Raw genomic sequence first — 23,192 nt, 5'->3', positions numbered from 1 at the left:
GACGGATGCGGCCGCGACAGCCGACCGTCCAGGGACGCAAGCCGCCATGCAAGTGAAACACCTGCTGCTGATCGCCACCCTCGTCTTGGTCTCCGCCTGCTCGTCCAAGGGCGACAAGGTCGACGAGAACCTGAGCGAGAGCCAGCTGTACCAGCAGGCGCAGGAAGACCTCGGCAACAACAGCTACACCAACGCCATCAACAAGCTGAAGGCGCTGGAGTCACGCTACCCGTTCGGCCGCTACGCCGAACAGGCGCAGCTGGAGCTGATCTACGCCAACTACAAGAACGCCGAGCCGGAAGCCGCGCGTTCGGCGGCAGAGCGCTTCATCCGTCTGCACCCGCAGCACCCGAACGTCGACTACGCCTACTATATGAAGGGCCTGGCCTCCTTCGACCAGGACCGCGGCCTGATGGCGCGCTTCCTGCCGCTGGACCTGACCAAGCGCGACCCGGGCGCGGCGCGCGACTCCTTCAACGAGTTCGCCCAGCTCACCAGCCGCTTCCCCAACAGCCGCTACGCCCCGGACGCCAAGGCACGCATGGTCTACCTGCGCAACCTGCTGGCGGCCTACGAAGTGCACGTCGGCCACTACTACCTCAAGCGCAAGGCCTACGTGGCCGCCGCCAACCGTGGCCGCTACGTGGTGGAGAACTTCCAGGAGACCCCGGCCGTCGGCGATGGCCTGGCGATCATGACCGAGGCCTACCAGCGCCTGGGCCTGAACGACCTGGCCGACAGCAGCCTGCAGACCCTCAAGCTCAACTACCCGGACAACCCCAGCCTGAAGGACGGCCAGTTCGTACCCCGCGAGGACGACGACAGCAGCCGCTCCTGGCTGGCCAAGGCCACCCTCGGCCTGATCGACTCCAACACCGCGCCGCCGCAGATGGAAACCCAGGCGAGCAAGGACGTGATGCGCCAGTACGAGGACGCGCGCCAGCAGATCCCGCGCGAGCTGCAGCCGGAGCACCAGGACGAGGAAACCGAGAAGCCCGACACCAGCGGCAAGAAGAGCCACTCCTGGTGGCACTACCTGACCTTCGGCCTGGTCGACTGATCGACCCGCCATGCAGAGGGAGGCTCCGGCCTCCCTTTTTCATGCCCGCGCGAATCTTCCGCACAGTAGCGGACAGCGCGACTTGTACGCCGTGGTGGCTCGGATAAACTGCGGCTCTTCGAGAAAAAAGGGAACGCCATGGTCCGCCTGCTGTTCTGGATCCTCCTCATCGCCCTGATCTGGTGGCTGTGGCGCAAGGCTACCCGCCCGCAACGCCCGCCCCAAGCACCGCCGGACGACCCGGCCGAGCCCATGGTCCGCTGCGCCCAGTGCGGCGTGCACGTGCCGCGCGCCAACGCGCTGCCGCACGAGCAGCGCTGGTACTGCAGCCAGGCCCACCTGCAGCAGGACAGCCAGCGGCATGGCTAAGGCCATCCCCATCAGTGGCCAGCAGGGGCAGCGCATCCTCCGCCTGTACCACCTGTACCGTCTGAGCATCGGCCTGCTGCTGGTGCTGCTGATCTCCAGCGACCTGGACGACCGGGTGCTCAACGTCAGCCAGTCCACGCTGTTCCATGCCAGTTGCTGGAGCTACCTGATCGTCAACATCCTGATCGCCGTGCTGATGCCGACGCCGCGCCAGCTGCTGCCGATCTTCCTCCTGGCGCTGTTCGACATCCTCGCGCTGTGCGGCCTGTTCTACGCCGCCGGCGGCGTGCCCAGCGGCATCGGCAATCTGCTGGTGGTGGCGGTGGGCATCGCCAACATCCTGCTGCGCGGGCGCATCGGCCTGCTGATCGCCGCCGTCGCCGCGATCGGCATGATCTACCTGACCTTCTACCTCAGCCTCAGCCAGCCCGCGGCGATCAACCACTACGTGCAGGCCGGCAGCCTCGGCGCCCTGAGCTTCGCCGCCGCCCTGCTGCTGCAGGGCCTGGCGCGACGCCAGCAACTCACCGAGCACCTGGCCGAGGAACGCGCCACCACCGTGGCCAACCTCGAAGAGCTCAACGCCCTCATCCTGCAGCGCATGCGCACCGGCATCCTGGTGCTGGACAGCCGGCACTACGTGCTGCTGGCCAACCAGAGCGCCCTGAGCCTGCTGGCCCAGCCGGAGCTGGTGGGCAAGCTCGCCACCGAACGTTGCCCGGAACTGCTCGAAAGCCTGCAGCAGTGGGTACAGAACCCCTCGCTACGCCCGCCGAGCCTGCAGGCGCCCGAAGGCGGCCCCATGCTGCAGCCGAGCTTCATCCCGCTGCGCCGCGGCGAGGAACAGCACACCCTGGTATTCCTCGAAGACATCTCGCAGATCGCCCAGCAGGCCCAGCAGCTCAAGCTGGCGGCCCTGGGCCGGCTCACCGCCGGCATCGCCCACGAGATCCGCAACCCGCTGGGCGCCATCAGCCACGCCGCGCAACTGCTGCAGGAATCGGACGCGCTCGACGCCCCCGACCGGCGCCTGACGCAGATCATCCAGGACCAGTCGCGGCGCATGAACCTGGTGATCGAGAACGTCCTGCAACTGTCGCGGCGACGCCAGGCCGAGCCGCAGCAGCTGGACCTCAAGGAGTGGTTGCAGCGCTTCACCGACGAGCAGCGCGAAGGCCTGCGCGGTGACCAGCAGATCCACCTGCAAATGGGCGGTGGCGAGATCCAGACGCGCATGGACCCCAGCCAACTCACCCAGGTGCTGGGTAACCTGGTGCAGAATGGGTTACGGTACAGTGCCCGGCAGAACGGCAGCGGCCAGGTGTGGTTGAACCTGTTCCGCGACCGGGACAGCGACCTGCCGGTGCTGGAGGTGCTCGACGACGGCCCCGGCATCGCCCCGGAGCAGTTGGGCAAGCTGTTCGAGCCCTTCTTCACCACCGAGAGCAAGGGCACCGGGCTGGGCCTGTACATTTCCCGCGAGCTGTGCGAAAGCAACCAGGCCCGCATCGACTTCAAGAACCGCGACGAAGGCGGTGGCGGCTTCCGCATCACCTTCGCCCACCCGCGCAAGCAGAGCTGACAGAAAAGAGCATGAGCCGGCAAAAAGCCCTGATCGTCGACGACGAACCGGATATCCGCGAGCTGCTGGAGATCACCCTCGGCCGCATGAAGCTGGACACCCGCAGCGCCCGCAACGTCAAGGAGGCCAAGGAATACCTGGCCCGCGAGCCCTTCGACCTGTGCCTGACCGACATGCGCCTGCCCGACGGCACCGGCATGGACCTGGTGCAGCACATCCAGCAGCGCCACCCGCAGGTGCCGGTGGCCATGATCACCGCCTTCGGCAGCCTGGACACCGCGGTCAACGCGCTCAAGGCTGGCGCCTTCGACTTCCTCACCAAGCCGGTGGACCTCGGCCGCCTGCGCGAACTGGTGGCCACGGCCCTGCGCCTGCGCTCGCCGGGTGCGGAAGACGCGCCGGTGGACAACCGCCTGCTGGGCGACTCGCCGCCCATGCGGCAGATGCGCAACCAGATCGCCAAGCTGGCGCGCAGCCAGGCGCCGGTCTACATCAGCGGCGAATCCGGCAGCGGCAAGGAGCTGGTGGCCCGGCTGATCCACGAACAGGGCCCGCGCAGCGAAGTGGCCTTCGTCCCGGTGAACTGCGGCGCCATTCCGTCCGAGCTGATGGAAAGCGAATTCTTCGGGCACAAGAAAGGCAGCTTCACCGGCGCCGTGGAAGACAAGCAGGGCCTGTTCCAGGCCGCCAACGGCGGCACCCTGTTCCTCGACGAAGTGGCCGACCTGCCCTTGCCGATGCAGGTGAAACTGCTGCGCGCCATCCAGGAAAAGGCCGTGCGCGCAGTGGGCGGCCAGCAGGAAGTGGCGGTGGACGTGCGCGTGCTCTGCGCCACCCACAAGGACCTGGCCGCGGAAGTCGCCGCCGGCCGCTTCCGCCAGGACCTCTACTACCGCCTGAACGTCATCGAACTGCGCGTGCCGCCGCTGCGCGAGCGCCGCGAGGACATCCCGTTGCTCACCGAGCGCGTGCTCAAGCGCCTGGCCAGCGACAGTGGCCTGGCTGCGGCCCAGGTCAGCCCCGAGGCCCTGGAGAAGCTCAAGAGCTACCGTTTCCCGGGCAACGTGCGCGAGCTGGAGAACATGCTCGAGCGCGCCTACACCCTGTGTGAAGACGACGTCATCCAACCCAACGACCTGCGTTTCGCCGAGGCCACGGGCGGCAATGAAAGCGGCGAGGCCAGCCTGGCGCAGATCGACAACCTCGAGGACTACCTCGAAGAGATCGAGCGCAAGCTGATCATGCAGGCGCTGGAGGAAACCCGCTGGAATCGTACCGCCGCGGCCCAGCGGTTGGGCCTGACGTTCCGTTCGATGCGCTATCGCTTGAAGAAGCTGGGTATCGATTGATCATGGGGGCTTGAGCCCCGTGGCATGGTCGTAATGCTATTCAATGAAGAGCGAATGCCGTTTCTCTCCATGAGAGAAACGGCATTTTTCATATGGGGTGGGGCTAGGGCTTCGCGCGCGAATCCTGTCCTCCGCTCCACCCTTAACCCCGTCATTCCCGCGAACGCGGGAACCCAGAGGCTTAGGGGCTTGGTGTGACGCGCCGCTCCGAGTGTTCGGATGTCTCTTGTTTCGCCCCCTCGGGCGAGTCACTTCTTTCAAACGCCAAAGAAGTAACCAAGAAGGCTTGCCCCAACATACGGGCCCGATGAAGCCGGGCTACCCTCGCGAACTCCCCCGCCACGGAGGCCCGCCCCGAGGGCACATCCCTGTAGCCCACGGGGCTCTCGCGACATCCATGTCGCATGACCTCCTGAGCGCGGGTTTCGCTCGGCCTTCTGAAGGGGCGTTTCGGTGCGCGCGGATGTTTCTCTGGAAATCCAAAAGCCAGAGCAAGAGCGAACGCGCTTTTGCTTTTGCTTTTGCTTTTCGTAGGAGCGAGCTTGCTCGCGAACCCACCAGCCACTGGATTCCCGCGTTCGCGGGAATGACGAGGTGGGGTTAGGCGTTTCAGGATGACTCAGGATTCTCCAGCCACTCCGAACAGCCCCCTCTCCCTCCGGGAGAGGGCCGGGGTGAGGGCAACGGACTTCACCAATACTCCGCCACCAAACCAACACACCTCACTTAAACAACCAGCCCCACACGCTCTACGCCAACGGCGTCGCCAGCAACCGCCCTTCCGGCGCATAGGGTTGCGCCTCGATGATCGGCTCGCGCTTCAACATCAGGTCCGCCAGCAACCGGCAGGACGCCGGCGCCAACACCAGGCCGTTGCGGTAGTGCCCGGTGTTCAGCCAAAGCCCTTCGTACCCCAACACCTGCCCGATGAAGGGAATACCCTCGGGCGAACCCGGCCGCAGCCCTGCCCAATGCCCCACCGGCGCCTGCCCGGCGAGTGCCGGCAGCAGTTCCTCGGCGGAGGCGCGCAGGCTGGCCAGGGCCTCGTCCGTGGGCGTCTTATCGAACCCGGCGTGCTCCAGGGTGCTGCCCACCAAGATATGGCCGTCGCGTCGGGGAATGGCGTAGCGCCCCTTGGCCAGCACCATGCTGGAGAGGAAATCCGCCGCGCACTTGTAGAGGATCATCTGCCCCTTCACCGGCACAACCGGCAGTTCCAGGCCCAGGCTGGCCAGCAGTTCGCCGCTCCAGGCGCCGGCCGCCAGCACGGTCGCATCGGCCCGCAGTTCGCCGGCGGCACAACGCACCCCGCGAATGGCACCCTGCTCATGAATGAAGCCACTGACCTCGCAACCCTCAAGCACCTCGACGTTCGGCATGCGCCGCAACGCTTCGCGCAGCGAGCGCGCCAGGCGCGGGTTGCGTACGTTGGCTACGCCCGGCATGTGGACCGCTTTCTGGAAACCGGCCCCCAGCGCGGGAACGGCATCATGGACCGCCGAAATGTCTACTTCCTGTAGCGGCCGGCCGTTGGCGCAGGCCCAGGCCAGGGCCTCGGCCTGGTCGTCCAGGTCCAGCCAGTAGAGGCCGGTGACGTGCACCTCGGGGTCGACGCCGGTGTCCTCCAGCAGTTGCTGGCCCAGCGCCGGATAGAAGTCCTGCGACCAGTGCGCCAGGTTCGCCACCGCCCGGCTGTAGCGCCAGGGGTAGAGCGGGGAAACGATGCCGCCGCCGGCCCAGGAGGCCTCGCGCCCGGTCTCGCCACGCTCGAGGAGGGTCACCCGCAGCCCCTCTCGCCCCAGGGTCCAGGCACTCAACAGCCCGACAACGCCACCACCGACAAGCAGAACATCCGACATACCGCTGCACCTCGAACCGACAGGAAACCGGACGGTCATCCGGCGCGCCACTATACCAACCCCACCGAAGCGAATCGTCCTACACTCTCGACAGAATCGACGCACAACACCCAAGGCCCAGATAACGGACCAGAAGAAAGATACTGCGGCAGCAAGGCAAAGCCAGGGACGGCTCCTCATGCCCAAGAATCGCGGATTCAGCCTGCTGGAAGCATTGCTCTCGATTCTCCTGCTCTCGCTGCTCGCCAGCCTGGCCGTACCGGCCTTCAACAACCTGCTCCAGTCAAATCGCGCCCTTGTCGCCCTGCACAGCCTGCATGGCGCCCTGAGCCATGCCCGGCAAACCGCGGTACTGACCGGCCGCCCGGTCAGCGTCGTGGCCCACGAAGGCGATTGGGCCAAAGGCTGGGCGCTGTTCCACGACGACAACAACGACGGCCAGCAGCAATCCGGCGAACCCCGGCTACGCCTCCACCCCCCCCTGGAAGGCGTGCAGATATACCCGGACGAAACCTCCCGCAGCTACATCCACTACCGCCCCCAGGGCCAGGCCATCCGCCCCAACGGCGCCTTCCACGCCGGCCATTTCAGGATCTGTACCCAGCACGCCACAGCCCACCGGATCGTGATCAACCGCAGCGGCCGCATCCGCAACGAAAGCGCCCCCAGCGCCAGCCTCTGCCCACGCTGACCAGCGCACAACCGCTCTGCGACCGAGGTCACAGAAGACCAGCGGACATGACCGGACATCGCGCGATTTGTATCGGCCATCCAACAAAAAGGGACATTTCCCACACAAATTGGCAGCATTTCCTTCAAGACAAACTGGAGGAATGCGCCATGTCGCGCCCCAAGGAAATGGCGGGGTTCACGTTGATCGAGTTGATGGTGACGATTGCCGTATTAGCCATCCTGATCTCCATCGCCGCCCCATCCATGGGTGATTTCATCACTCGACAACGGATCTCCGGCCAGACCACCGATCTCGTGGCCAGCCTCGCCATGGCTCGCGCGGAAGCCGCAAAACGCAACGCCAATATCGTGGTTCTGCCCGCCGCGGGCGGCGCTGACGGCTGGAGCAGCGGGTGGTGCGTCGGCCCTTCGTCGATCGCCAATTGCCAGGATGGCAATGTCATCCAGCACTACGATGCAACCAGCGGCATCCAGATCACCAGCGCCTACCAGTTAAGCGCCAACAAGCTGACCTTCCGCCGCGACGGGAGCTTGCTCAGTGGCTTGAGCGCCACCCCCTTCAAGATCAATGCCTCCGCCTCTTCGAGCGTGCCAGATGCGCGCTGCATCGATATCAATGCCGTCGGCCGCGCCGCGGTCCGCTCCATCACCCGCGACACATCGTGCTGAGGAGACAACGAGCATGGCATCAACACGTCAGCACGGTATGACCATGATCGAGGTCCTGGTGACGCTCCTGGTTTTCACCGTGGGGCTGCTGGGCGTCGCCGCCCTGCAACTGAATGCACTCAAGGGAACCGCCGATAGCGCCCAACGCTCCCAGGCAACCTGGGTACTACAGGAGCTGGCCGAACGAATGAGAGCCAACAACATAGGCTCCAACGAATCCAACTACACCACTGCAGCCACTTGTACCAGCCTGCCTTCGCCCTGGTGTGCCGACCATTACAACCCCATCTCCGGGGCCAAGGTGAATGCGGCTACCTGCACCAGCGCCGAAATGGCTGCCTTCGATCGCTGGGAAGCACAATGCTCATATGCAGCCACCACGACTTATGCAGCCAACGCCACAGCAGCTGCCGGTCGCTATACAAGCTCTGACTTCCTCATTCCCCCGTCACAGGGCAGCACTCTCAGCGTCCAGGCCGACAGCAGCCATCTCCTGACGCTGACCAGCCATTGGCGCAGCAGGGGCGACGATGCCAAGCAGCAATCCACGGAGTCGGTCCTCAGCAGTGCTTTGGAGATCCGTCGATGAGCAGAGCAAGGTTCTGGCGGCATAAACAGGATGGTCTGACGCTGGTCGAACTCATGATCGCCATGACACTCAGCCTGCTGCTGATACTCGGGGTCATCCAGGTCTTCCTCTCGGCGCGACAAACCTACAGCACCAATGACGCGGCATCGCGCATGCAGGAAAGCGGACGCTTCGCCCTGACGTTCATTTCCAATAGCGTGCGCCTGGGAGGCTACCTGGAACCAGGCTCGCTCCTACCCAAGCCCATGCCCGTACAAGGGCCGAACTGTCCGGGACCGGACGATACCCCTTGCACCAGCAACGGGACCGGTACTGCCTCCGATACCCTGGCCGTTGCTTACCAAGCACCACAGGACAGCTCCGACGGGAACAAACGCAGGGACTGTGCCGGCACGGAAGTTACCACTGCCAACGCCAACAAGGTGTTGGTGAACGTCTTCCGCATTCACAACGGCAACCTGAGCTGCAGTTCCTATTTCCTGGGCGAAACCGCCTGGCTGACTCAGGACCAGGATCTGGTACCGGGCATCGACTCGATGCAGATCCTCTACGGCATCAGCACCGACGGTAATCCGGACAGTGTGACCCGCTACGTTTCCGCCAACCGCGTCAGTCGCTGGAGCGATGTGAAAGCCGTGCGCGTCGCCGTCCTGGCCAACTCGCAGAGCAACGTCACTCCCAAGCCGCCGCAGCGCAACTACTACCTGCTGGATGCGCCGCCGCTATCGCCGAACGACAGTCTCGCCAGGCAGATCTTCAGCACGACCATCCAATTGAAGAACACTTACTGAGGTTCGTATGCGCAAGCGCATCTCTCTTGAAGCCGAAAAGGGCGCAGGCCTGATCGTGGCGCTGGTGTTCCTCGCGGTACTGACCATCGCCGGGATTACCGCTGCCCGCCTAACCAGCATGGAAGAGCGGATGGCAAGCAACATCCAGTTCCGTGGCATCACCCACCAAAACGCCCACAGCGAGATACGGGCGCAAATGGCGCTCTATAACTCCGGCATAGTGGGACGCAAGGCCCTGCAGGATGCCGAGAACAGACCTGCCGATGCGATCAGCGGTTTCCCGGACCGACGCCAGACCCAGACGCTGACAGTGGCTCTCGGCGATAACGCAAAGATCACTACCGATACCATTCGCTTCATGAACAGAGGGGTTTGTGAAGGCGCCAGCATCGGCAAGTTCGAATGCTCGGCATATGAAATAAACAGCAAATCACAATTGGACAACGGTGCCTCGTCCAACCAGACCCAGGGCATCTACTTCCTCAACCTTAAATAGGCCAGAGCATGAAACGCTTACTTATATTGGTCTTCCATTTCTGCACATTCATCTTTCTTGGCGCGGCCTACGCCGAGGGGGAAGGAAACAATGCCCATCTCGAAGACACGCAGATGATCATCAACGCAACGCCCGGCACAAGCGGAACCTCAGGCGTCATCCTTGCACTACCCTGCCCGGAATGCCAGAGCCGGCGATTCTCTTTCGATAGAAACACCAGGTTCTACCTGAACGGAGCCGCCATCGAACTGAAGACAGTGGGGCAAAAGATAGACTGGCGCGGAATGATCAACTTCTCTCCTCGCGACCCCGATCATGCCCTAGAGGTATTCCTGAGCCAGCCGGAGTCCAGAAAATGAAACGCAAATACAATCTGGCTGTTGGAATCTCTGCCTTCGCCTATCTGTTCTGTGGCCTGCAGTCGGCCATGGCCGACGATACAGAAATCTATGTAACTCGTGATTTGCCTGCCGATCAGCGTATCCGCCCCAATCTTCTGTTCTTGATTGATACTTCCGGTTCCATGCTCGATGGAGTACCTGGAACCAACTGTAAATCGCTCGACTTCGATGGTAGCAAGGAGGTTCCTCGAAACTGGTGCACGAGCGATAGTAACAAGAACAGTAATAGCGCTCAGAAAACCCGCATTCAGGTGGTGAAAGAGGTCGTAAACTCCTTGGTTGACGAGCTTGCCACTAGCAATGATGTGAACATAGGCTTGGCGCGCTTTGACTCCTCCAGCAATGGCGGCTTCATCAACATTCCAATTCAACGAGCAGGCAATATTGCCAGCACTTTCAAGAACTCGTTGAACAGCTATTATGCGAACGGCGGAACCCCGCTATCGGAATCTCTATACGAGACCTATCTGTATATGTCAGGCGGTACTCCAGCCTGGGGTCTGTCTTCGCGTGGGTATATTGAGGACAACGGCTATGACAGGCGTGGCAACAGAGTATTCACGGCGGATCTCCAAAATCCCTGGTCAAGCGACTCTTCATCACGCAGTGGAGGAAAATACATATCTCCAATTCAATACTCATGTCAGAAAAGCAACATCATTTTGCTGACAGACGGGCTCCCGAGTAGTGACACCGGGAGCAATAACGCCATCAGCAACCTGGTCTCATCGTCCAACCAGGTTTACAAGTCCTGCAAAAGATATCCGACGGATGATGGCACTTCCAACTCCAACTCCGGATGCTGGCTGCCAGGCCTTGCCGAATACATGGCCAACCAGGACATGAGTTCGAGCCAGACAGGCAAGCAAACAGTCAACACCTACACGATTGGCTTCGGCAATATCAGCGACACTACCTTGTTGCAGGATACCGCCAGCTTGGGCGGCGGCCGCTTCTTCACTACTAGCAATACCTCGGAGCTGGCTGATGCCCTACGCTCGATCGCGGTGGACATCCTGGCCGAGAACACCACATTCGCCACCCCCAGCGTCTCGGTAAGCGCCTATAACAACCTCGGCTACCGCAATGACCTCTACTACGCCCTGTTCCGTCCGGCAGCAGGCGCCCGCTGGTTTGGCAACGTCAAGAAGTACAAGCTCGGCAAGGACTCCTCGGGCAACTCGATCGTCATGGACAGTGCCGGGCGCAACGCCGTGGATAGCACCACGGGCTTCTTCAACGCCACTTCGGTGAGCTACTGGAGCACTGTGACCGACGGCAAGGACGTGATGCTTGGCGGTGCCGCCGGACGCCTGACCGCCCCCACCACCCGCAATGTCCTGACGTACACGGACCAAGACGCACGCGCACCTGGCTCGAGCGGCACGGTCGCACTGACCGCCCTGTCCCCTGACAACACGGCGATTACCAAGACCATGCTGGGCCTGCCCAGCAATGCCACCGATCAGTCCAGGACCGATACCCTCAAGTGGGGACGGGGAATCAACCCCAGCGACAACACTGCTCGCCTCGCGCTGGCTGACGTGCTTCATAACGAACCCAAACTGGTCGCCTACGTCACCGACGAAGACCTGCAAAGGGTCGCCAACTCCCAGGCCACTCCAGCCACCGCGACCTCGGCGGAAAAACTGGTGCTCTTCTATGGCACCAACGAAGGCTTTATCAACGCCGTGGACCCAGCCACCGGCAATGAGATTTTCTCGTTCATTCCCAGGGAGTTGCTGCCCAACCTCAACTTCTACATGAACGACCCCAAGGGCACTGCCAACAAGCGCTACGGGATGGATGGCCAGTTCGACATGAGCATCACTTATGGCGCCCTCAACGCGACTTCCCAGACGCGTACGGTTAGCCAGGCAACCCTGTATGCAGGTATGCGGCGCGGCGGGCGCAATTACTACGCGCTGGATGTCAGCCCTTCCGGAACCTCTGGCTCGGTGACCATCACGCCGAAGATGAAGTGGATCATCAAGGGAGGCACTTCGACAGGCTTCGAAAAACTTGGCCAGACCTGGTCCACGCCAAAGCTGGCGAAAGTGAAGTTCAATGGCTCGGTGAAGAAAGTGCTCTTCTTCACCGGCGGCTATGACACCCGGCAGGATACCGAGTCGCCCAATACACCAGCAGACGACACCATCGGCAACGCCCTGTACATGGTCGACGCCGACACCGGTGCGCTGCTCTGGCACGCTGGCGTGACCAGCGAAGAATCCGCGAACCTGAAGATATCCACCCTGACCAATAGCATCCCGGCCGACCCCACGCTGGTCGACATCACCGGCGACGGCCTGATCGATACCATTTTCATGGCCGATACCCGTGGCCAGGTCTTCCGCATCGACATCAACTCGGGCAACACCGGCGCCACAGGCTTTGCCACGGGCGGGCGCATTGCCTCCCTTGGGGGCACGACTGCGGCAAGCAACCGCCGTTTCTACAATGCTCCGGACGTATCCCTGATCCGTGAACGCGGCGGCAAGACCTATTTCACCATCGCCCTGGGTAGCGGATATCGGGAGCATCCGCTCAACGAAGACACCATCGATCGCTTCTACGTCCTGCGCGATAGCAATGTCTATACGCAGCCCAGCAGCTATACCACCCTGACCGAATCGAGCCTGGTGGACGTCACCAGCGTCAACCTGACGACCGAACAGGCCCAGCAGATCCAGCAGCAGATCAACACCAAACTGGGGCTGATCGACCAGTTGAACACCGCGACCAGTACCGCTGACAGCAACTTCGAGGCGTACAAGAACAGCATCGGTTACACGCAGAAGTTCAACCAGATGACCCAGGCCAACAGCGACGCCAACCAACGCCAGGCGCAGATAGACGCCATCTACAAGGAGAATCCCTACCTCAACGAGCACGCCCCGGAATCCACCCAGCAAAGCGCCCTGCAGAACCAGTTGCTGACACTGCAGAACGCCTTGAAACCGCTCTACACCTTCTCTCCGGAGCTCGCCCAGACACTGGGGCAGCAGATGGCCGGCGTAATGATCGTGCAGAAGACACTGGAAAATGCCGCTACCGGCGTCACGGCGAAAGAGCAGGCGCTCCTGGATGCGAAAGCGAGCGGCGCATCGGAGGAAACCGTCGCGGCCCTGCAGACGGATCTGGACCAGGCCCGCACCGACTACCAGGCTTCAGCGGCATATACCCAGCGAATGACCATCGGTGGCCTCGACCTCAGCACAGCCATCAACAACCTGAACCTGGCGATACAAGCCAACGACAGCACCGCTGCGAACACTGCCATCCAGCAGATCACTACGCAGTTGGCGCTCACGGATATTCCAGCCAGCGTCGATGTACCCACGTTGAACGGCCTGGACGAGGCAGGCAAAGCTGCCACCCTGAGCGACCAGGCGAGTAGCCAGAATGGCCTCGTGCAACTGGCCAATACCCTGGAAACCCAGCGTCTCGCCCTGGCCGGGCAGGCGTCTTCACTGCAAGCCGAGCTGAATGCACTGTCCAACAGTGCGTACGATACCGCGAGCAATCTGCTGACTTCCGAGCAACTGCAGGAAGCCACGCAGCAGGACAGCAGCCCGCCGCTGACGACATTCGAAGCCTACGACTACCTGCGCAACAAGGCCCGCAGCAATGCACTGGCCCAGATTCCGACCCTGCGCAGCGATATCAACTCGCTCTACCAGCAGCTGAGCCCGGGTGACAGCTATACCGTGAACTCCGACCTGCTGAACGCCAGCAGCGGCTGGTTCGTACGCTTCCCCCAGGGCGAAAAGGTCCTGTCGGCCTCGATCAGCTTCCAGGGCGCCGTGCTATTCACCACCTTCAGCCCCAACGGCCAGACAGTCACCACTTGTGGCCCGGACGTCGGACATGGACGGTTGTATGCCATGAACCTGGTGGATGCCTCCGCCGTCTTTACCAAAACGGTGAACGGCGCGGAAACACCGAGCCGCAGCTTCGACCTGGTACGCGGCGGTATTCCGCCTACCCCGGCCATCATTCTCGGCGACAATGGCACCACGGTTCTGGTGGGCTCGGAGAAGCCATCGGCTGATGGCGCAGGCGGCGACCTGAAATGCACCTTCACCAGTTCCGGGTTCTGCAAGACGAACAATGCGGTGAATGGCACCTACTGGAGAGAGAACTGATGCGACAAAAGGGCTTCACCCTGATCGAGGTGATGGTAGTAGTGGCGATAGTCGGCATCCTCGCCGCTATCGCCTATCCCAGCTATCAGCAGTACGTGTTGCGCTCCGGACGCGCGGACGGGAAAGCCAAGCTGATGGAAGTCATGCAGGCCCAGGAACGTTACTTCTCCCAGAACCAGGAATATGCAGCATCGCTAGGGACTGGAGAGAAGGGATTGGGATATTCGACCGATGCCAATGGGGCTGTAGGCAGCGAAAGTCGGAAATACAACATCACAACCGCTGCCTGTGCGAACAAGACCCTCGCCAGTTGCGTGGTACTAAGCGCCGCGCCGGTCGGAGGTCAGGCCAACGATAGCGAATGCGGCACCTTGACGCTCGACAGCACCGGTATCAAGACGGAAAGCGGTAGCGGAACGGTAGCCACTTGCTGGTAAACAAAAAGGGCCGACAATGTCGGCCCTTTTTGTTGGAAGAGACATATCGGTTCGGAGTTAAACCGCCTTCACCCGCAACTCCTTGGGCATCGAGAAGGTAATGTTCTCCTCCCGCCCATCCAGCTCCACCTCGGGCTCCGCGCCCCATTTGCGCAGTTGCTCAATCACACCGCGCACCAGCACTTCCGGGGCGGAGGCGCCGGCGGTGATGCCGATGCGCTGCTTGCCTTCGAACCATTCGCGCTTGAGGTCCTCGGCGCCGTCGATCAGGTAGCCGGGGGTGCCCATGCGTTCGGCGAGTTCGCGCAGGCGGTTGGAGTTGGAGCTGTTCGGGCTGCCCACCACCAGCACCAGGTCGCACTGGTCGGCCAGTTCCTTGACCGCGTCCTGGCGGTTCTGGGTGGCGTAGCAGATGTCGTTCTTGCGCGGGCCCTTGATGTGCGGGAATTTCGCGCGCAGGGCGTCGATCACCTTGGAGGTGTCGTCCATCGACAGGGTGGTCTGGGTGACGAAGTGCAGGGCCTCGGGGTTGCGCACTTCCAGCGCCGCTACATCTTCCTCGTCCTCGACCAGGTAGATGTCGCCGCCGTTGTCGCGGTTGTACTGGCCCATGGTGCCTTCCACCTCGGGGTGGCCTTCGTGGCCGATGAGGATGCACTCCTGGCCGTCGCGGCTGTAGCGCACCACTTCCATGTGCACCTTGGTGACCAGCGGGCAGGTCGCGTCGAAGACCTTCAGGCCGCGGTTCTCGGCCTCCTTGCGCACGGCCTGGGAGACACCGTGGGCGCTGAAGATGACGATGGTGTCGTCCGGCACCTGGTCGAGTTCCTCGACGAACACCGCGCCGCGGTTGCGCAGGTTCTCCACCACGAACTTGTTGTGCACCACTTCATGGCGCACGTAGATCGGCGGGCCGAACACGTCCAGGGCGCGGTTGACGATTTCGATCGCCCGGTCGACGCCGGCGCAGAAGCCGCGGGGATTGGCGAGTTTGATTTGCATGGTCGGTTGTCTCGGCGCGCAGAGGGGATGGCGTGATGGGTATCGCTTCGCTCAACCCATCCTACGCCTGCGAAGGGCCCTCAGAGCGCCCTTACGTCGATGATTTCCACTTCGAAGGTCAGGCTCTTGCCGGCCAGCGGGTGGTTGAAATCGATGGTCACCTGCTGTTCGTCGAAGGCCTTGACCACGCCGGGCAGCTCGGTCTTGGCGGCGTCGTTGAAGATCACCAGCAGGCCCTCGGCCAGCTCCATGTCCTGGAACTGGTCGCGCGGCATCACCTGTACGTTGGCCGGGTTCGGCTGGCCGAAGCCCTGCTCCGGCTCGATGTTCAGGGTGCGCTTGTCGCCGGCCTTGAGGCCGAACAGCGCCTGCTCGAAGCCCGGCAGCAGGTTGCCGTCGCCGACCTTGAAGGTGGCCGGCTGCTTGTCGAAGGTGCTGTCGACGACGTTGCCGTCTTCCAGCTTGAGGGCGAAGTGCAGGGTGACTTCGGTATCCGCTCCGATGCGCTGGATATCACTGCTGCTGTCAGCCATGGGCGGTCTCTCCGGATTTCTTCGTCTTGAACATGTCCAGCGCCAGCATGATGGCGCCAACGGTGATGGCGCTGTCGGCCAGGTTGAACGCCGGGAAGTACCAGCGGTTCTGCCAGTGCACCAGGATGAAGTCGATCACGTGGCCGAGCACGATGCGGTCGTACAGGTTGCCCAGCGCGCCGCCCAGCACCAGGGCCAGGGCGATGGCGAGCCAGGTGTCGCTGGGCTTCAGGCGCTTGAGCCAGATGACCAGCACCGCGCTGACCACGATGGCGATCAGGGCGAACAGCCAGCGCTGCCAGCCGGAGCTGTCGGCCAGGAAGCTGAAGGCCGCGCCGGTGTTGTAGGCCAGGGTCCAGCTGAACAGGTCGGGGATGACCACGATCTGCTGGTACAGGCTCAGCGTGCCTTCGAAGTAGGCCTTGCTGACCTGGTCGAGGACCAGGACCAGCACGGTTATCCACAACCAGCCAAGGCGGCCGAAGCGGTTAGGCATAGTGGCGAACCTCGCCGGCGCCTTCGATGTTCTCCACGCAACGGCCGCAGATTTCCGGGTGTGCGGCGTTACTGCCGACGTCCTCGCGGTGGTGCCAGCAACGGGCACACTTGGCGTGGGCCGACTTCACCACCTTCAGCTTGAGGCCGGGCAGTTCGCTCTGCACGGCATCGGCCGGGGCATCGGCCAGGGGCGCGAGGGTGGCGGTGGAGGTGATCAGCACGAAGCGCAGCTCGTTGCCCAGCTTGCCCAGGCTGCGGGCCAGGTCGTCCTCGGCGTAGAGGGTGACCTCGGCCTGCAGGTTGCCGCCGATGGCCTTGGCGGTGCGCTGGTTCTCCAGTTCCTTGTTGACCGCGGCCTTGGCGGCCATGACCTGTTCCCAATAGGCGCGGCCCAGCTCGGCGTCGGCCGGCAGTTCGGACAGGCCGTCGTACCAGGTGGTCAGCATGACCGACTCGGCGCGCTCGCCGGGCAGGAACTTCCACACTTCCTCGGCGGTGAAGGCGAGGATCGGCGCGACCCAGCGCACCAGCGCCTCGGCGATGTGGAACAGCGCGGTCTGGCAGGAACGGCGGGCGACGCTGTCGGCCTGGGTGGTGTACTGGCGGTCCTTGATGATGTCCAGGTAGAAGCCGCCCAGCTCCTGCACGCAGAAGTTGTGCACCTTGGAGTAGACGTTCCAGAAGCGGTACTCGCGGTAGGCCTCTTCCAACTCGCGCTGCAGCAACAGGGCGCGGTCCACGGCCCAGCGGTCCAGGGCCAGCAGTTGGTCGTTGGGCAGCAGGTCCTTGGCCGGGTCGAAGCCGGTCAGGTTGGAGAGCAGGAAGCGCGTGGTGTTGCGGATGCGCCGGTAGGCGTCGGCGCTGCGCTGCAGGATGGTCTGGGAGACCGCGATCTCGCCGGAGTAGTCGGTCGAGGCGACCCACAGACGCAGGATGTCGGCGCCCAGGGTGTCGATCACGGTCTGCGGCACCACGGTGTTGCCCAGGGACTTGGACATCTTGCGGCCGGACTCGTCCACGGTGAAGCCGTGGGTCAGCAGCTGGCGGTATGGCGCGTGGCCATCGATGGCGCAGCCGGTCAGCAGCGAGGAGTGGAACCAGCCGCGGTGCTGGTCGGAGCCTTCCAGGTAGAGGTCGGCGGCCGGGCCGCTGGCGTGGCCCAGCTCGGCGTGGGAGCCGCGCAGCACGTGCCAGTGGGTGGTGCCGGAGTCGAACCAGACGTCCAGGGTGTCGCTGATCTTGTCGTACTGCGCGGCTTCGTCACCGAGCAGTTCGGCGGCGTCGAGCTTGAACCAGGCCTCGATGCCTTCCTTCTCCACGCGCTGGGCGACTGCTTCCATCAGCTCGACGGTGCGCGGGTGCAGCTCGCCGGTGGCCTTGTGCAGGAAAAACGGGATCGGCACGCCCCAGTTGCGCTGGCGCGAGATGCACCAGTCCGGGCGGCCGGCGATCATGCCGTGCAGGCGCGCCTGGCCCCAGCTGGGCACGAATTCGGTCTGGGTGATGGCTTCCAGTGCGCGCTCGCGCAGGGTGGCGCCGCTTTGCGGCTGCTTGTCCATGCCGACGAACCACTGCGCGGTGGCGCGGTAGATCAGCGGCGTCTTGTGCCGCCAGCAGTGCATGTAGCTGTGGTTGATGCTGGCGTGCTTGAGCAGCGCGCCCACTTCCTCGAGCTTGGCGACGATGTTCGGGTTGGCCTTCCAGATGAACTGGCCGCCGAAGAACGGCAGGTCCTGGACGTATACACCGTTGCTCTGCACCGGGCTGAGGATGTCGTCGTTGCTCATGCCGTACTGCTTGCAGGTACGGAAGTCGTCCTCGCCGTAGGCCGGCGCGGAGTGGACGATGCCGGTACCGGCGTCCAGGGCCACGTACTCGGCCAGGTAGATCGGCGAGAAGCGCTCGTAGAACGGGTGGCGGAAGCGGATCAGGTCCAGCGCCTCGCCCTTGGCGGTGGCGATGACCTGGCCTTCCAGGCCGTAGCGCTGCAGGCAGGACTCGACCAGTTCCTCGGCCAGCACCAGCAGGCGCGCGCCGGTGTCGACCAGCGCGTAGGTGAATTCGGGGTGGACGTTCAGCGCCTGGTTGGCCGGGATGGTCCAGGGGGTGGTGGTCCAGATGACGATGGCGGCGGGCTTGCCCAGGCTCGCCAGGCCGAAGGCGGCGGCCAGCTTGCCTTCGTCTTCCACCGGGAAGGCGACGTCGATGGCGTCGGACTTCTTGTCGGCGTACTCGACTTCCGCCTCGGCCAGGGCCGAACCGCAGTCGAAGCACCAGTTCACCGGTTTCAGGCCCTTGAACACGAAGCCCTGCTTGACCATCTCGGCCAGGGCGCGGATTTCGCCGGCCTCGTTGGCGAAGTTCATGGTCTTGTAGGGGTTGTCCCACTCGCCGAGCACGCCCAGGCGGATGAAGTCGGCCTTCTGCCCCTCGATCTGCTCGGTGGCGTAGGCGCGGCACAACTCGCGGGTCTTGTCCGCCGGCAGGTTCTTGCCGTGGGTGGTCTCGACCTTGTGCTCGATGGGCAGGCCGTGGCAGTCCCAGCCCGGCACGTAGGGGGCGTCGTAGCCGGCCAGGGTGCGCGAGCGGACGATCAGGTCCTTGAGGATCTTGTTGACCGCGTGACCGATGTGGATGCTGCCGTTGGCGTAGGGCGGGCCATCGTGCAGGATGAATTTCGGGCGACCTTCGCCGGCCTTCCGCAGCTTCTGGTACAGGCCGATGTCGTTCCAGAACTTCAGGGTTTCCGGCTCGCGCTGGGGCAGGCCGGCTTTCATCGGGAACTGGGTATCGGGAAGGTTCAGCGTGGCTTTGTAGTCGGTCATCTCAGGGCCTGTTCGGAATCTCTTCAATCAAGCGGTTGGCCCAGCCAGTAGGCCCGGGCGGCGGCTATGTCGGCGAGGATCGCCGCCTTCAGTGCCTCGAGGGAGGCGAAGCGCTGCTCATCTCGCAGCTTCTGGTGGAAGGTCACATCCAGGTGCAGGCCGTAGAGGTCGCCGGCGAAGTCCAGCAGATGCACTTCCAGGTGGGGCCGGCCGTCGCCGTTGACCGACGGCCGCGTGCCGATGTTGGCCACCCCGTTGACGCGCTGGCCGGCCACTTCCGTGCTGACCAGGTAGACGCCGCTCAGCGGCGCCTTGCGGCGCTTGAGCTGGATGTTGGCGGTGGGCGAACCCAGGGTGCGGCCGAGCTTCTGCCCGTGCAGCACCCGCCCGCTCAGGCGGAACGGCCGGCCCAGCAGGCGCTCGGCCTGGTGCAGGTCGCCGTCGGCGAGCACCTTGCGGATGCGCGAGCTACTCACCCGCATGCCGTCGACTTCCACCGTGGTGGCGGCCTCGACGGTGAAACCCTGCTCGGCGCTGGCCCTGACCAGGAAGGCGAAGTCGCCGGAGCGGTCGCAGCCGAAGCGGAAGTCGTCGCCCACTTCCAGGTGGCGCACCGCCAGGCCGTCCACCAGCACCTGGCGGACGAACTCGGCGGCCGACAGTTCGCGCAGGCGGCGGTTGAAGGTCAGGCACAGGACGAAATCGACACCCTGCTCGCGCAGCAGTTCGAGCTTCTCGCGCAGGCGCGTCAGGCGCACCGGCGCGGCATCCGGGGCGAAGTACTCGCGCGGCTGCGGCTCGAAGATCACCACGCAGCTGGGCACGCCCAGCTCCTGCGAGCGCTCGCGCAGACGCGCCAGGATCGCCTGGTGGCCAAGGTGGACGCCGTCGAAATTGCCGATGGTGGCAACGCAGCCCCCGGACAGGGGCCGCAGGTTGTGGAGGCCTCGAAGCAGCTGCATAGCGCGCGTATTGCTCAGAAAGTGGTCGATTATACCTGCACCCGCCGCCGCGCGACAGGCACAAAGCCGCCGTGCGTCACGGATGCACCCAAGTGCCGACGGCGGGCTAGCTCACCGCCCGCCGCGAGAAGTCGCGCAGGCGGAAGCCCAGCAGCGCCAGCATACCGAAATAGGCCACTACGCCGGCCACCACCAGCACGCCCAGGCGCGCCAGGCGCAGCGGCATGCCGCCCAGGTCCCAGGCCGGCATGAAATGCATCAGGCCCAGCAGCACGGCGGACATCACCAGCACCGCCAGCACCAGCTTGCCGAGGAACTTCGCCCAGCCCGGCTGCGGCTCGAACAGGTCGTGCTTGCGCAACTGCCAGTACAGCAGGCCGGCGTTGAGGCAGGCCGCCAGGCTGATGGCCAGGGCCAGGCCCGCGTGCTTGAGCGGACCGATGAACACCAGGTTCATCGCCTGGGTGGAAACCAGGGTGAAGAGCGCGATCTTCACCGGCGTGCGGATGTTCTGCCGGGCATAGAAGCCCGGCGCCAGCACCTTGACCAGGATGATGCCGAGCAGGCCCACGGCGTAGGCGATGAGCGCGCGCTGGGTCATGAGCGCGTCGTGGGCGCTGAACTTGCCGTACTGGAACAGCGACACGGTCAGCGGCTCGGCGATCAGCGCCAGGGCCAGGGCGCAGGGCAGCACCAGCAGGAAGCACAGGCGCAGGCCCCAGTCCATCAGGCGCGAGTATTCATGGCGGTCGTCGCTGGCGTAGGTCTTGGCCAGGGACGGCAGCAGGATGGTGCCCAGGGCCACGCCCAGCACGCCGGAGGGCAGCTCCATCAGGCGGTCGGCGTAGTACATCCAGGACACCGAGCCTGCGGCCAGGAAGGAGGCGAAGATGGTGTTGATGATCAGCGAGATCTGGCTCACCGACACGCCGAGGATCGCCGGGCCCATCTGCTTGAGCACGCGCCACACGCCTCTGTCGCGCAGGTTCAGGCGCGGCAGCACCAGCATGCCGATCTTCTTCAGGTGCGGCAGCTGGTAGAGCAGCTGCGCCAGGCCGCCGGCCAGCACCGCCCAGCCCAGGGCCATCACCGGCGGGTCGAAGTACGGCGTGAGGAACAGCGAGAAGACGATCATGCTGACGTTCAGCAGGGTCGGCACGAAGGCCGGCACCGAGAAGCGGTTCCAGGTATTGAGGATGGCCCCGGCCAGCGAGGCCAGGGAAATCAGCAGGATGTAGGGGAAGGTCACGCGCAGCAGCGCGGTGGTCAGGTCGAACTTCTCCGGAGTGTCGGCGAAGCCCGGCGCGGTGATCCAGATCACCCAGGGCGCGGCGAGGATGCCCAGCACGGTGACCAGCGCCAGCACCAGGGTCAGCAGGCCGGAGATATAGGCGATGAAAGTGCGGGTGGCCTCCTCGCCCTGCTGCGTCTTGTATTCGGCGAGGATCGGCACGAAGGCCTGGGAGAAGGCGCCCTCGGCGAAGATGCGGCGCAGCAGGTTGGGCAGCTTGAAGGCGACGAAGAAGGCGTCGGTGGCCATGCCGGCGCCGAACATGCGCGCTACTATGGTGTCCCGGACGAAGCCGAGCACCCGCGAGATCATGGTCATGGAGCTGACCGCGGCCAGCGATTTGAGTAGATTCATTGCATCCGGGACTTGTCAGCGCAGGGTGGCCCTGCCCGCGGGGCGGCCGGATCGCCCGGCGGCCAGTAAAGGGCGTCGAGTGTATGGCCGCCGGTCGAATAAATCACCCACCCAGTCCGCGAATCCCCGGCCATGCCGCTCGTCGGCGGCCGCTCATACCCTTGACAAGGCGCGGACTCGACGGCATCATTCGCGGCCTTAATTTATTCGCTACATCCCAAGTTTTTCTCGAGGAGCTCGACGGTGGCCAACACACCTTCCGCCAAAAAACGCGCCAAACAGGCTGAGAAGCGTCGCAGCCACAACGCCAGCCTGCGTTCCATGGTCCGCACCTACATCAAGAACGTAGTCAAGGCAGTCGATGCCAAGGACCTGCCCAAGGCCCAGGCCGCTCTGGTTGCCGCCGTACCGGTCATCGACCGCATGGCTGACAAAGGCATCATCCACAAGAACAAGGCCGCCCGCCACAAGAGCCGCCTGAACGCCCACGTGAAGGCCCTGGCCACCGCGTAAGCGTTCCGTTCTTGAAAAACCGGCCCTGGTGGCCGGTTTTTTATTGCCCGCTAAAAGCCCAACCCCGGCCCCGGACCTGTAGGAGCGAGCTTGCTCGCGAACGGTGCTTCCCGGTGGCGTAGGTGCTGGAGTTAAGAGCGCCCTCTCCCCAACCCTCTCCCTGGAGAGGGGGCTGTTCGGAGTGGGTGAGGAGTTTGGAGTCATCCTGAAACGCCTAACCATCCCCCGTCATTCCCGCGAACGCGGGAATCCAGTGACGGGCGGATTCGCGAGCAAGCTCGCTCCTACGAAAAGCAAAAGGCTTTTATTTCGTCGGCCAGGGCATGATCGGGATGGCGGTCACCGCGTTCTGCGGGCTGCCTTCGATGATGCGGTCGCTGTAGACGAGGTAGACCAGCGCGTTGCGCTTCTTGTCGAAGAAGCGCACCACCTGCATGGACTTGAACACCAGCGAGGTGCGCTGCTTGAACACTTCCTCGCCGTCCTTGAGCTCGCCGGCGAAGCGGATCGGCCCGACCTGGCGGCAGGCGATGGACGCCTCGGCGCGATCCTCGGCCAGGCCCAGGCCGCCCTTGACGCCGCCGGTCTTGGCCCGCGACAGGTAGCAGGTCACCCCTTCCACCTTGGGATCGTCGAAGGCCTCGACCACGATCTTGTCGTTCGGCCCCACCCACTTGAACACCGTGGAGACCTCACCGATCTCCTCCGCGCCGGCCAGCGCCGGCAGCATCAGCAGACCGGCGCACACGCCCTTCCATAGCTTCATGGCTC

The 23,192-nt window shown here is 63.9% G+C and carries 21 protein-coding genes; 13 read left to right on the top strand and 8 right to left on the bottom strand.

The window, feature by feature from the left end; translation table 11 throughout:
- The first annotated feature begins 46 nt into the window (after positions 1 to 46).
- The 4 genes from BM060_RS03965 (at position 47) to BM060_RS03950 (ending at position 4,360) form a co-directional block, all read left to right on the top strand.
- Positions 47 to 1,060, top strand: a complete 1,014-nt coding sequence (locus BM060_RS03965; protein ID WP_074977475.1) for an outer membrane protein assembly factor BamD — start codon at positions 47 to 49, stop codon at positions 1,058 to 1,060.
- A 138-nt stretch (positions 1,061 to 1,198) separates the two neighbouring features.
- Complete coding sequence (locus tag BM060_RS03960; RefSeq protein ID WP_074977473.1) at positions 1,199 to 1,429, top strand: PP0621 family protein; 231 nt, start codon at positions 1,199 to 1,201, stop codon at positions 1,427 to 1,429.
- Entirely contained in the window at positions 1,422 to 3,011 is a 1,590-nt protein-coding gene (locus BM060_RS03955; RefSeq protein WP_074977471.1) for a sensor histidine kinase, read from the top strand. The genes BM060_RS03960 and BM060_RS03955 overlap by 8 nt, the downstream gene beginning before the upstream one ends.
- A gap of 11 nt (positions 3,012 to 3,022) precedes the next feature.
- Entirely contained in the window at positions 3,023 to 4,360 is a 1,338-nt protein-coding gene (locus tag BM060_RS03950) for a sigma-54-dependent transcriptional regulator (RefSeq protein ID WP_074977470.1), read from the top strand.
- A 749-nt stretch (positions 4,361 to 5,109) separates the two neighbouring features.
- On the opposite strand, the gene thiO is transcribed toward BM060_RS03950, so the two are convergent.
- Complete coding sequence (gene thiO / locus BM060_RS03945; protein ID WP_074977468.1) at positions 5,110 to 6,219, bottom strand: glycine oxidase ThiO; 1,110 nt, start codon at positions 6,217 to 6,219, stop codon at positions 5,110 to 5,112.
- 178 nt (positions 6,220 to 6,397) lie between these two features.
- Between thiO and BM060_RS03940 the strand changes: the two genes are divergently transcribed.
- The 8 genes from BM060_RS03940 (at position 6,398) to BM060_RS03910 (ending at position 14,443) form a co-directional block, all read left to right on the top strand.
- Positions 6,398 to 6,910, top strand: a complete 513-nt coding sequence (locus BM060_RS03940) for a GspH/FimT family pseudopilin (RefSeq protein ID WP_074977465.1) — start codon at positions 6,398 to 6,400, stop codon at positions 6,908 to 6,910.
- 149 nt (positions 6,911 to 7,059) lie between these two features.
- Entirely contained in the window at positions 7,060 to 7,581 is a 522-nt protein-coding gene (locus BM060_RS03935) for a GspH/FimT family pseudopilin (protein ID WP_074977463.1), read from the top strand.
- Positions 7,582 to 7,624: 43 nt separating this feature from the next.
- Complete coding sequence (gene pilV / locus BM060_RS03930; protein ID WP_245323018.1) at positions 7,625 to 8,170, top strand: type IV pilus modification protein PilV; 546 nt, start codon at positions 7,625 to 7,627, stop codon at positions 8,168 to 8,170.
- Positions 8,167 to 8,961 carry a PilW family protein gene (locus BM060_RS03925; RefSeq protein WP_074977459.1) on the top strand — a complete coding sequence of 265 codons (795 nt, stop codon included), beginning with the start codon at positions 8,167 to 8,169 and terminating at the stop codon, positions 8,959 to 8,961. Before pilV ends, BM060_RS03925 begins: the two co-directional genes overlap by 4 nt.
- Before the next feature lie 7 nt (positions 8,962 to 8,968).
- A complete protein-coding gene (locus BM060_RS03920) occupies positions 8,969 to 9,457 on the top strand; it encodes a pilus assembly PilX family protein (protein WP_074977457.1) in 489 nt (162 codons plus the stop codon).
- An 8-nt stretch (positions 9,458 to 9,465) separates the two neighbouring features.
- Positions 9,466 to 9,816, top strand: a complete 351-nt coding sequence (locus BM060_RS32255) for a hypothetical protein (protein WP_135499974.1) — start codon at positions 9,466 to 9,468, stop codon at positions 9,814 to 9,816.
- On the top strand, positions 9,813 to 14,006 hold the full coding sequence (locus BM060_RS03915; RefSeq protein ID WP_074977455.1) for a pilus assembly protein: 4,194 nt from the start codon (positions 9,813 to 9,815) through the stop codon (positions 14,004 to 14,006). The genes BM060_RS32255 and BM060_RS03915 overlap by 4 nt, the downstream gene beginning before the upstream one ends.
- Complete coding sequence (locus tag BM060_RS03910; protein ID WP_074977453.1) at positions 14,006 to 14,443, top strand: type IV pilin protein; 438 nt, start codon at positions 14,006 to 14,008, stop codon at positions 14,441 to 14,443. The genes BM060_RS03915 and BM060_RS03910 overlap by 1 nt, the downstream gene beginning before the upstream one ends.
- A gap of 57 nt (positions 14,444 to 14,500) precedes the next feature.
- Here BM060_RS03910 and ispH read toward each other — a convergent pair whose 3' ends face one another.
- The 6 genes from ispH to murJ form a co-directional block, all read right to left on the bottom strand.
- A complete protein-coding gene (gene ispH, locus BM060_RS03905; RefSeq protein ID WP_074977451.1) occupies positions 14,501 to 15,445 on the bottom strand; it encodes a 4-hydroxy-3-methylbut-2-enyl diphosphate reductase in 945 nt (314 codons plus the stop codon).
- A gap of 80 nt (positions 15,446 to 15,525) precedes the next feature.
- The gene (fkpB, locus tag BM060_RS03900; RefSeq protein WP_009617560.1) at positions 15,526 to 15,978 is read right to left on the bottom strand and encodes an FKBP-type peptidyl-prolyl cis-trans isomerase; all 453 of its coding nucleotides are present in this window, start codon (positions 15,976 to 15,978) and stop codon (positions 15,526 to 15,528) included.
- Positions 15,971 to 16,474, bottom strand: coding sequence for a signal peptidase II (gene lspA / locus BM060_RS03895; RefSeq protein WP_043318028.1), 504 nt, complete (start codon positions 16,472 to 16,474; stop codon positions 15,971 to 15,973). The genes fkpB and lspA overlap by 8 nt, the downstream gene beginning before the upstream one ends.
- Positions 16,467 to 19,301 (bottom strand): isoleucine--tRNA ligase, encoded by a 2,835-nt coding sequence (ileS, locus tag BM060_RS03890; RefSeq protein ID WP_074977449.1) that lies wholly within the window; start codon positions 19,299 to 19,301, stop codon positions 16,467 to 16,469. The genes lspA and ileS overlap by 8 nt, the downstream gene beginning before the upstream one ends.
- A gap of 23 nt (positions 19,302 to 19,324) precedes the next feature.
- Positions 19,325 to 20,263, bottom strand: a complete 939-nt coding sequence (gene ribF, locus BM060_RS03885; RefSeq protein ID WP_074977447.1) for a bifunctional riboflavin kinase/FAD synthetase — start codon at positions 20,261 to 20,263, stop codon at positions 19,325 to 19,327.
- 106 nt (positions 20,264 to 20,369) lie between these two features.
- Positions 20,370 to 21,908, bottom strand: coding sequence for a murein biosynthesis integral membrane protein MurJ (murJ, locus tag BM060_RS03880; protein WP_074977445.1), 1,539 nt, complete (start codon positions 21,906 to 21,908; stop codon positions 20,370 to 20,372).
- Between the two features lie 243 nt (positions 21,909 to 22,151).
- Here murJ and rpsT point away from each other — a divergent pair, with 243 nt between their 5' ends.
- Positions 22,152 to 22,421, top strand: coding sequence for a 30S ribosomal protein S20 (gene rpsT / locus BM060_RS03875; RefSeq protein WP_009617555.1), 270 nt, complete (start codon positions 22,152 to 22,154; stop codon positions 22,419 to 22,421).
- A 304-nt stretch (positions 22,422 to 22,725) separates the two neighbouring features.
- On the opposite strand, the gene BM060_RS03870 is transcribed toward rpsT, so the two are convergent.
- On the bottom strand, positions 22,726 to 23,187 hold the full coding sequence (locus BM060_RS03870) for a CreA family protein (protein WP_074977443.1): 462 nt from the start codon (positions 23,185 to 23,187) through the stop codon (positions 22,726 to 22,728).
- Positions 23,188 to 23,192: the final 5 nt, after the last annotated feature.

The organism is Pseudomonas citronellolis (assembly GCF_900112375.1).
In the GTDB taxonomy this organism is placed as follows: domain Bacteria; phylum Pseudomonadota; class Gammaproteobacteria; order Pseudomonadales; family Pseudomonadaceae; genus Pseudomonas; species Pseudomonas citronellolis.
Note: the sequence above shows the minus strand (reverse complement) of the source record. Positions and strands in the feature narration are given on the sequence as shown.

Bases quoted from the DNA above. Each gene is read 5' to 3' on its own strand.
- BM060_RS32255 (WP_135499974.1), top strand. From the start codon at position 9,466: ATGAAACGCTTACTTATATTGGTCTTCCATTTCTGCACATTCATCTTT.
- BM060_RS03935 (WP_074977463.1), top strand. From the start codon at position 7,060: ATGTCGCGCCCCAAGGAAATGGCGGGGTTCACGTTGATCGAGTTGATG.
- BM060_RS03955 (WP_074977471.1), top strand. From the start codon at position 1,422: ATGGCTAAGGCCATCCCCATCAGTGGCCAGCAGGGGCAGCGCATCCTC.
- BM060_RS03915 (WP_074977455.1), top strand. From the start codon at position 9,813: ATGAAACGCAAATACAATCTGGCTGTTGGAATCTCTGCCTTCGCCTAT.
- BM060_RS03910 (WP_074977453.1), top strand. From the start codon at position 14,006: ATGCGACAAAAGGGCTTCACCCTGATCGAGGTGATGGTAGTAGTGGCG.
- lspA (WP_043318028.1), bottom strand. From the start codon at position 16,474: ATGCCTAACCGCTTCGGCCGCCTTGGCTGGTTGTGGATAACCGTGCTG.
- BM060_RS03925 (WP_074977459.1), top strand. From the start codon at position 8,167: ATGAGCAGAGCAAGGTTCTGGCGGCATAAACAGGATGGTCTGACGCTG.
- pilV (WP_245323018.1), top strand. From the start codon at position 7,625: ATGATCGAGGTCCTGGTGACGCTCCTGGTTTTCACCGTGGGGCTGCTG.
- BM060_RS03940 (WP_074977465.1), top strand. From the start codon at position 6,398: ATGCCCAAGAATCGCGGATTCAGCCTGCTGGAAGCATTGCTCTCGATT.
- BM060_RS03965 (WP_074977475.1), top strand. From the start codon at position 47: ATGCAAGTGAAACACCTGCTGCTGATCGCCACCCTCGTCTTGGTCTCC.
- murJ (WP_074977445.1), bottom strand. From the start codon at position 21,908: ATGAATCTACTCAAATCGCTGGCCGCGGTCAGCTCCATGACCATGATC.
- thiO (WP_074977468.1), bottom strand. From the start codon at position 6,219: ATGTCGGATGTTCTGCTTGTCGGTGGTGGCGTTGTCGGGCTGTTGAGT.
- fkpB (WP_009617560.1), bottom strand. From the start codon at position 15,978: ATGGCTGACAGCAGCAGTGATATCCAGCGCATCGGAGCGGATACCGAA.
- BM060_RS03960 (WP_074977473.1), top strand. From the start codon at position 1,199: ATGGTCCGCCTGCTGTTCTGGATCCTCCTCATCGCCCTGATCTGGTGG.
- ribF (WP_074977447.1), bottom strand. From the start codon at position 20,263: ATGCAGCTGCTTCGAGGCCTCCACAACCTGCGGCCCCTGTCCGGGGGC.
- BM060_RS03920 (WP_074977457.1), top strand. From the start codon at position 8,969: ATGCGCAAGCGCATCTCTCTTGAAGCCGAAAAGGGCGCAGGCCTGATC.
- ispH (WP_074977451.1), bottom strand. From the start codon at position 15,445: ATGCAAATCAAACTCGCCAATCCCCGCGGCTTCTGCGCCGGCGTCGAC.
- BM060_RS03870 (WP_074977443.1), bottom strand. From the start codon at position 23,187: ATGAAGCTATGGAAGGGCGTGTGCGCCGGTCTGCTGATGCTGCCGGCG.
- ileS (WP_074977449.1), bottom strand. From the start codon at position 19,301: ATGACCGACTACAAAGCCACGCTGAACCTTCCCGATACCCAGTTCCCG.
- BM060_RS03950 (WP_074977470.1), top strand. From the start codon at position 3,023: ATGAGCCGGCAAAAAGCCCTGATCGTCGACGACGAACCGGATATCCGC.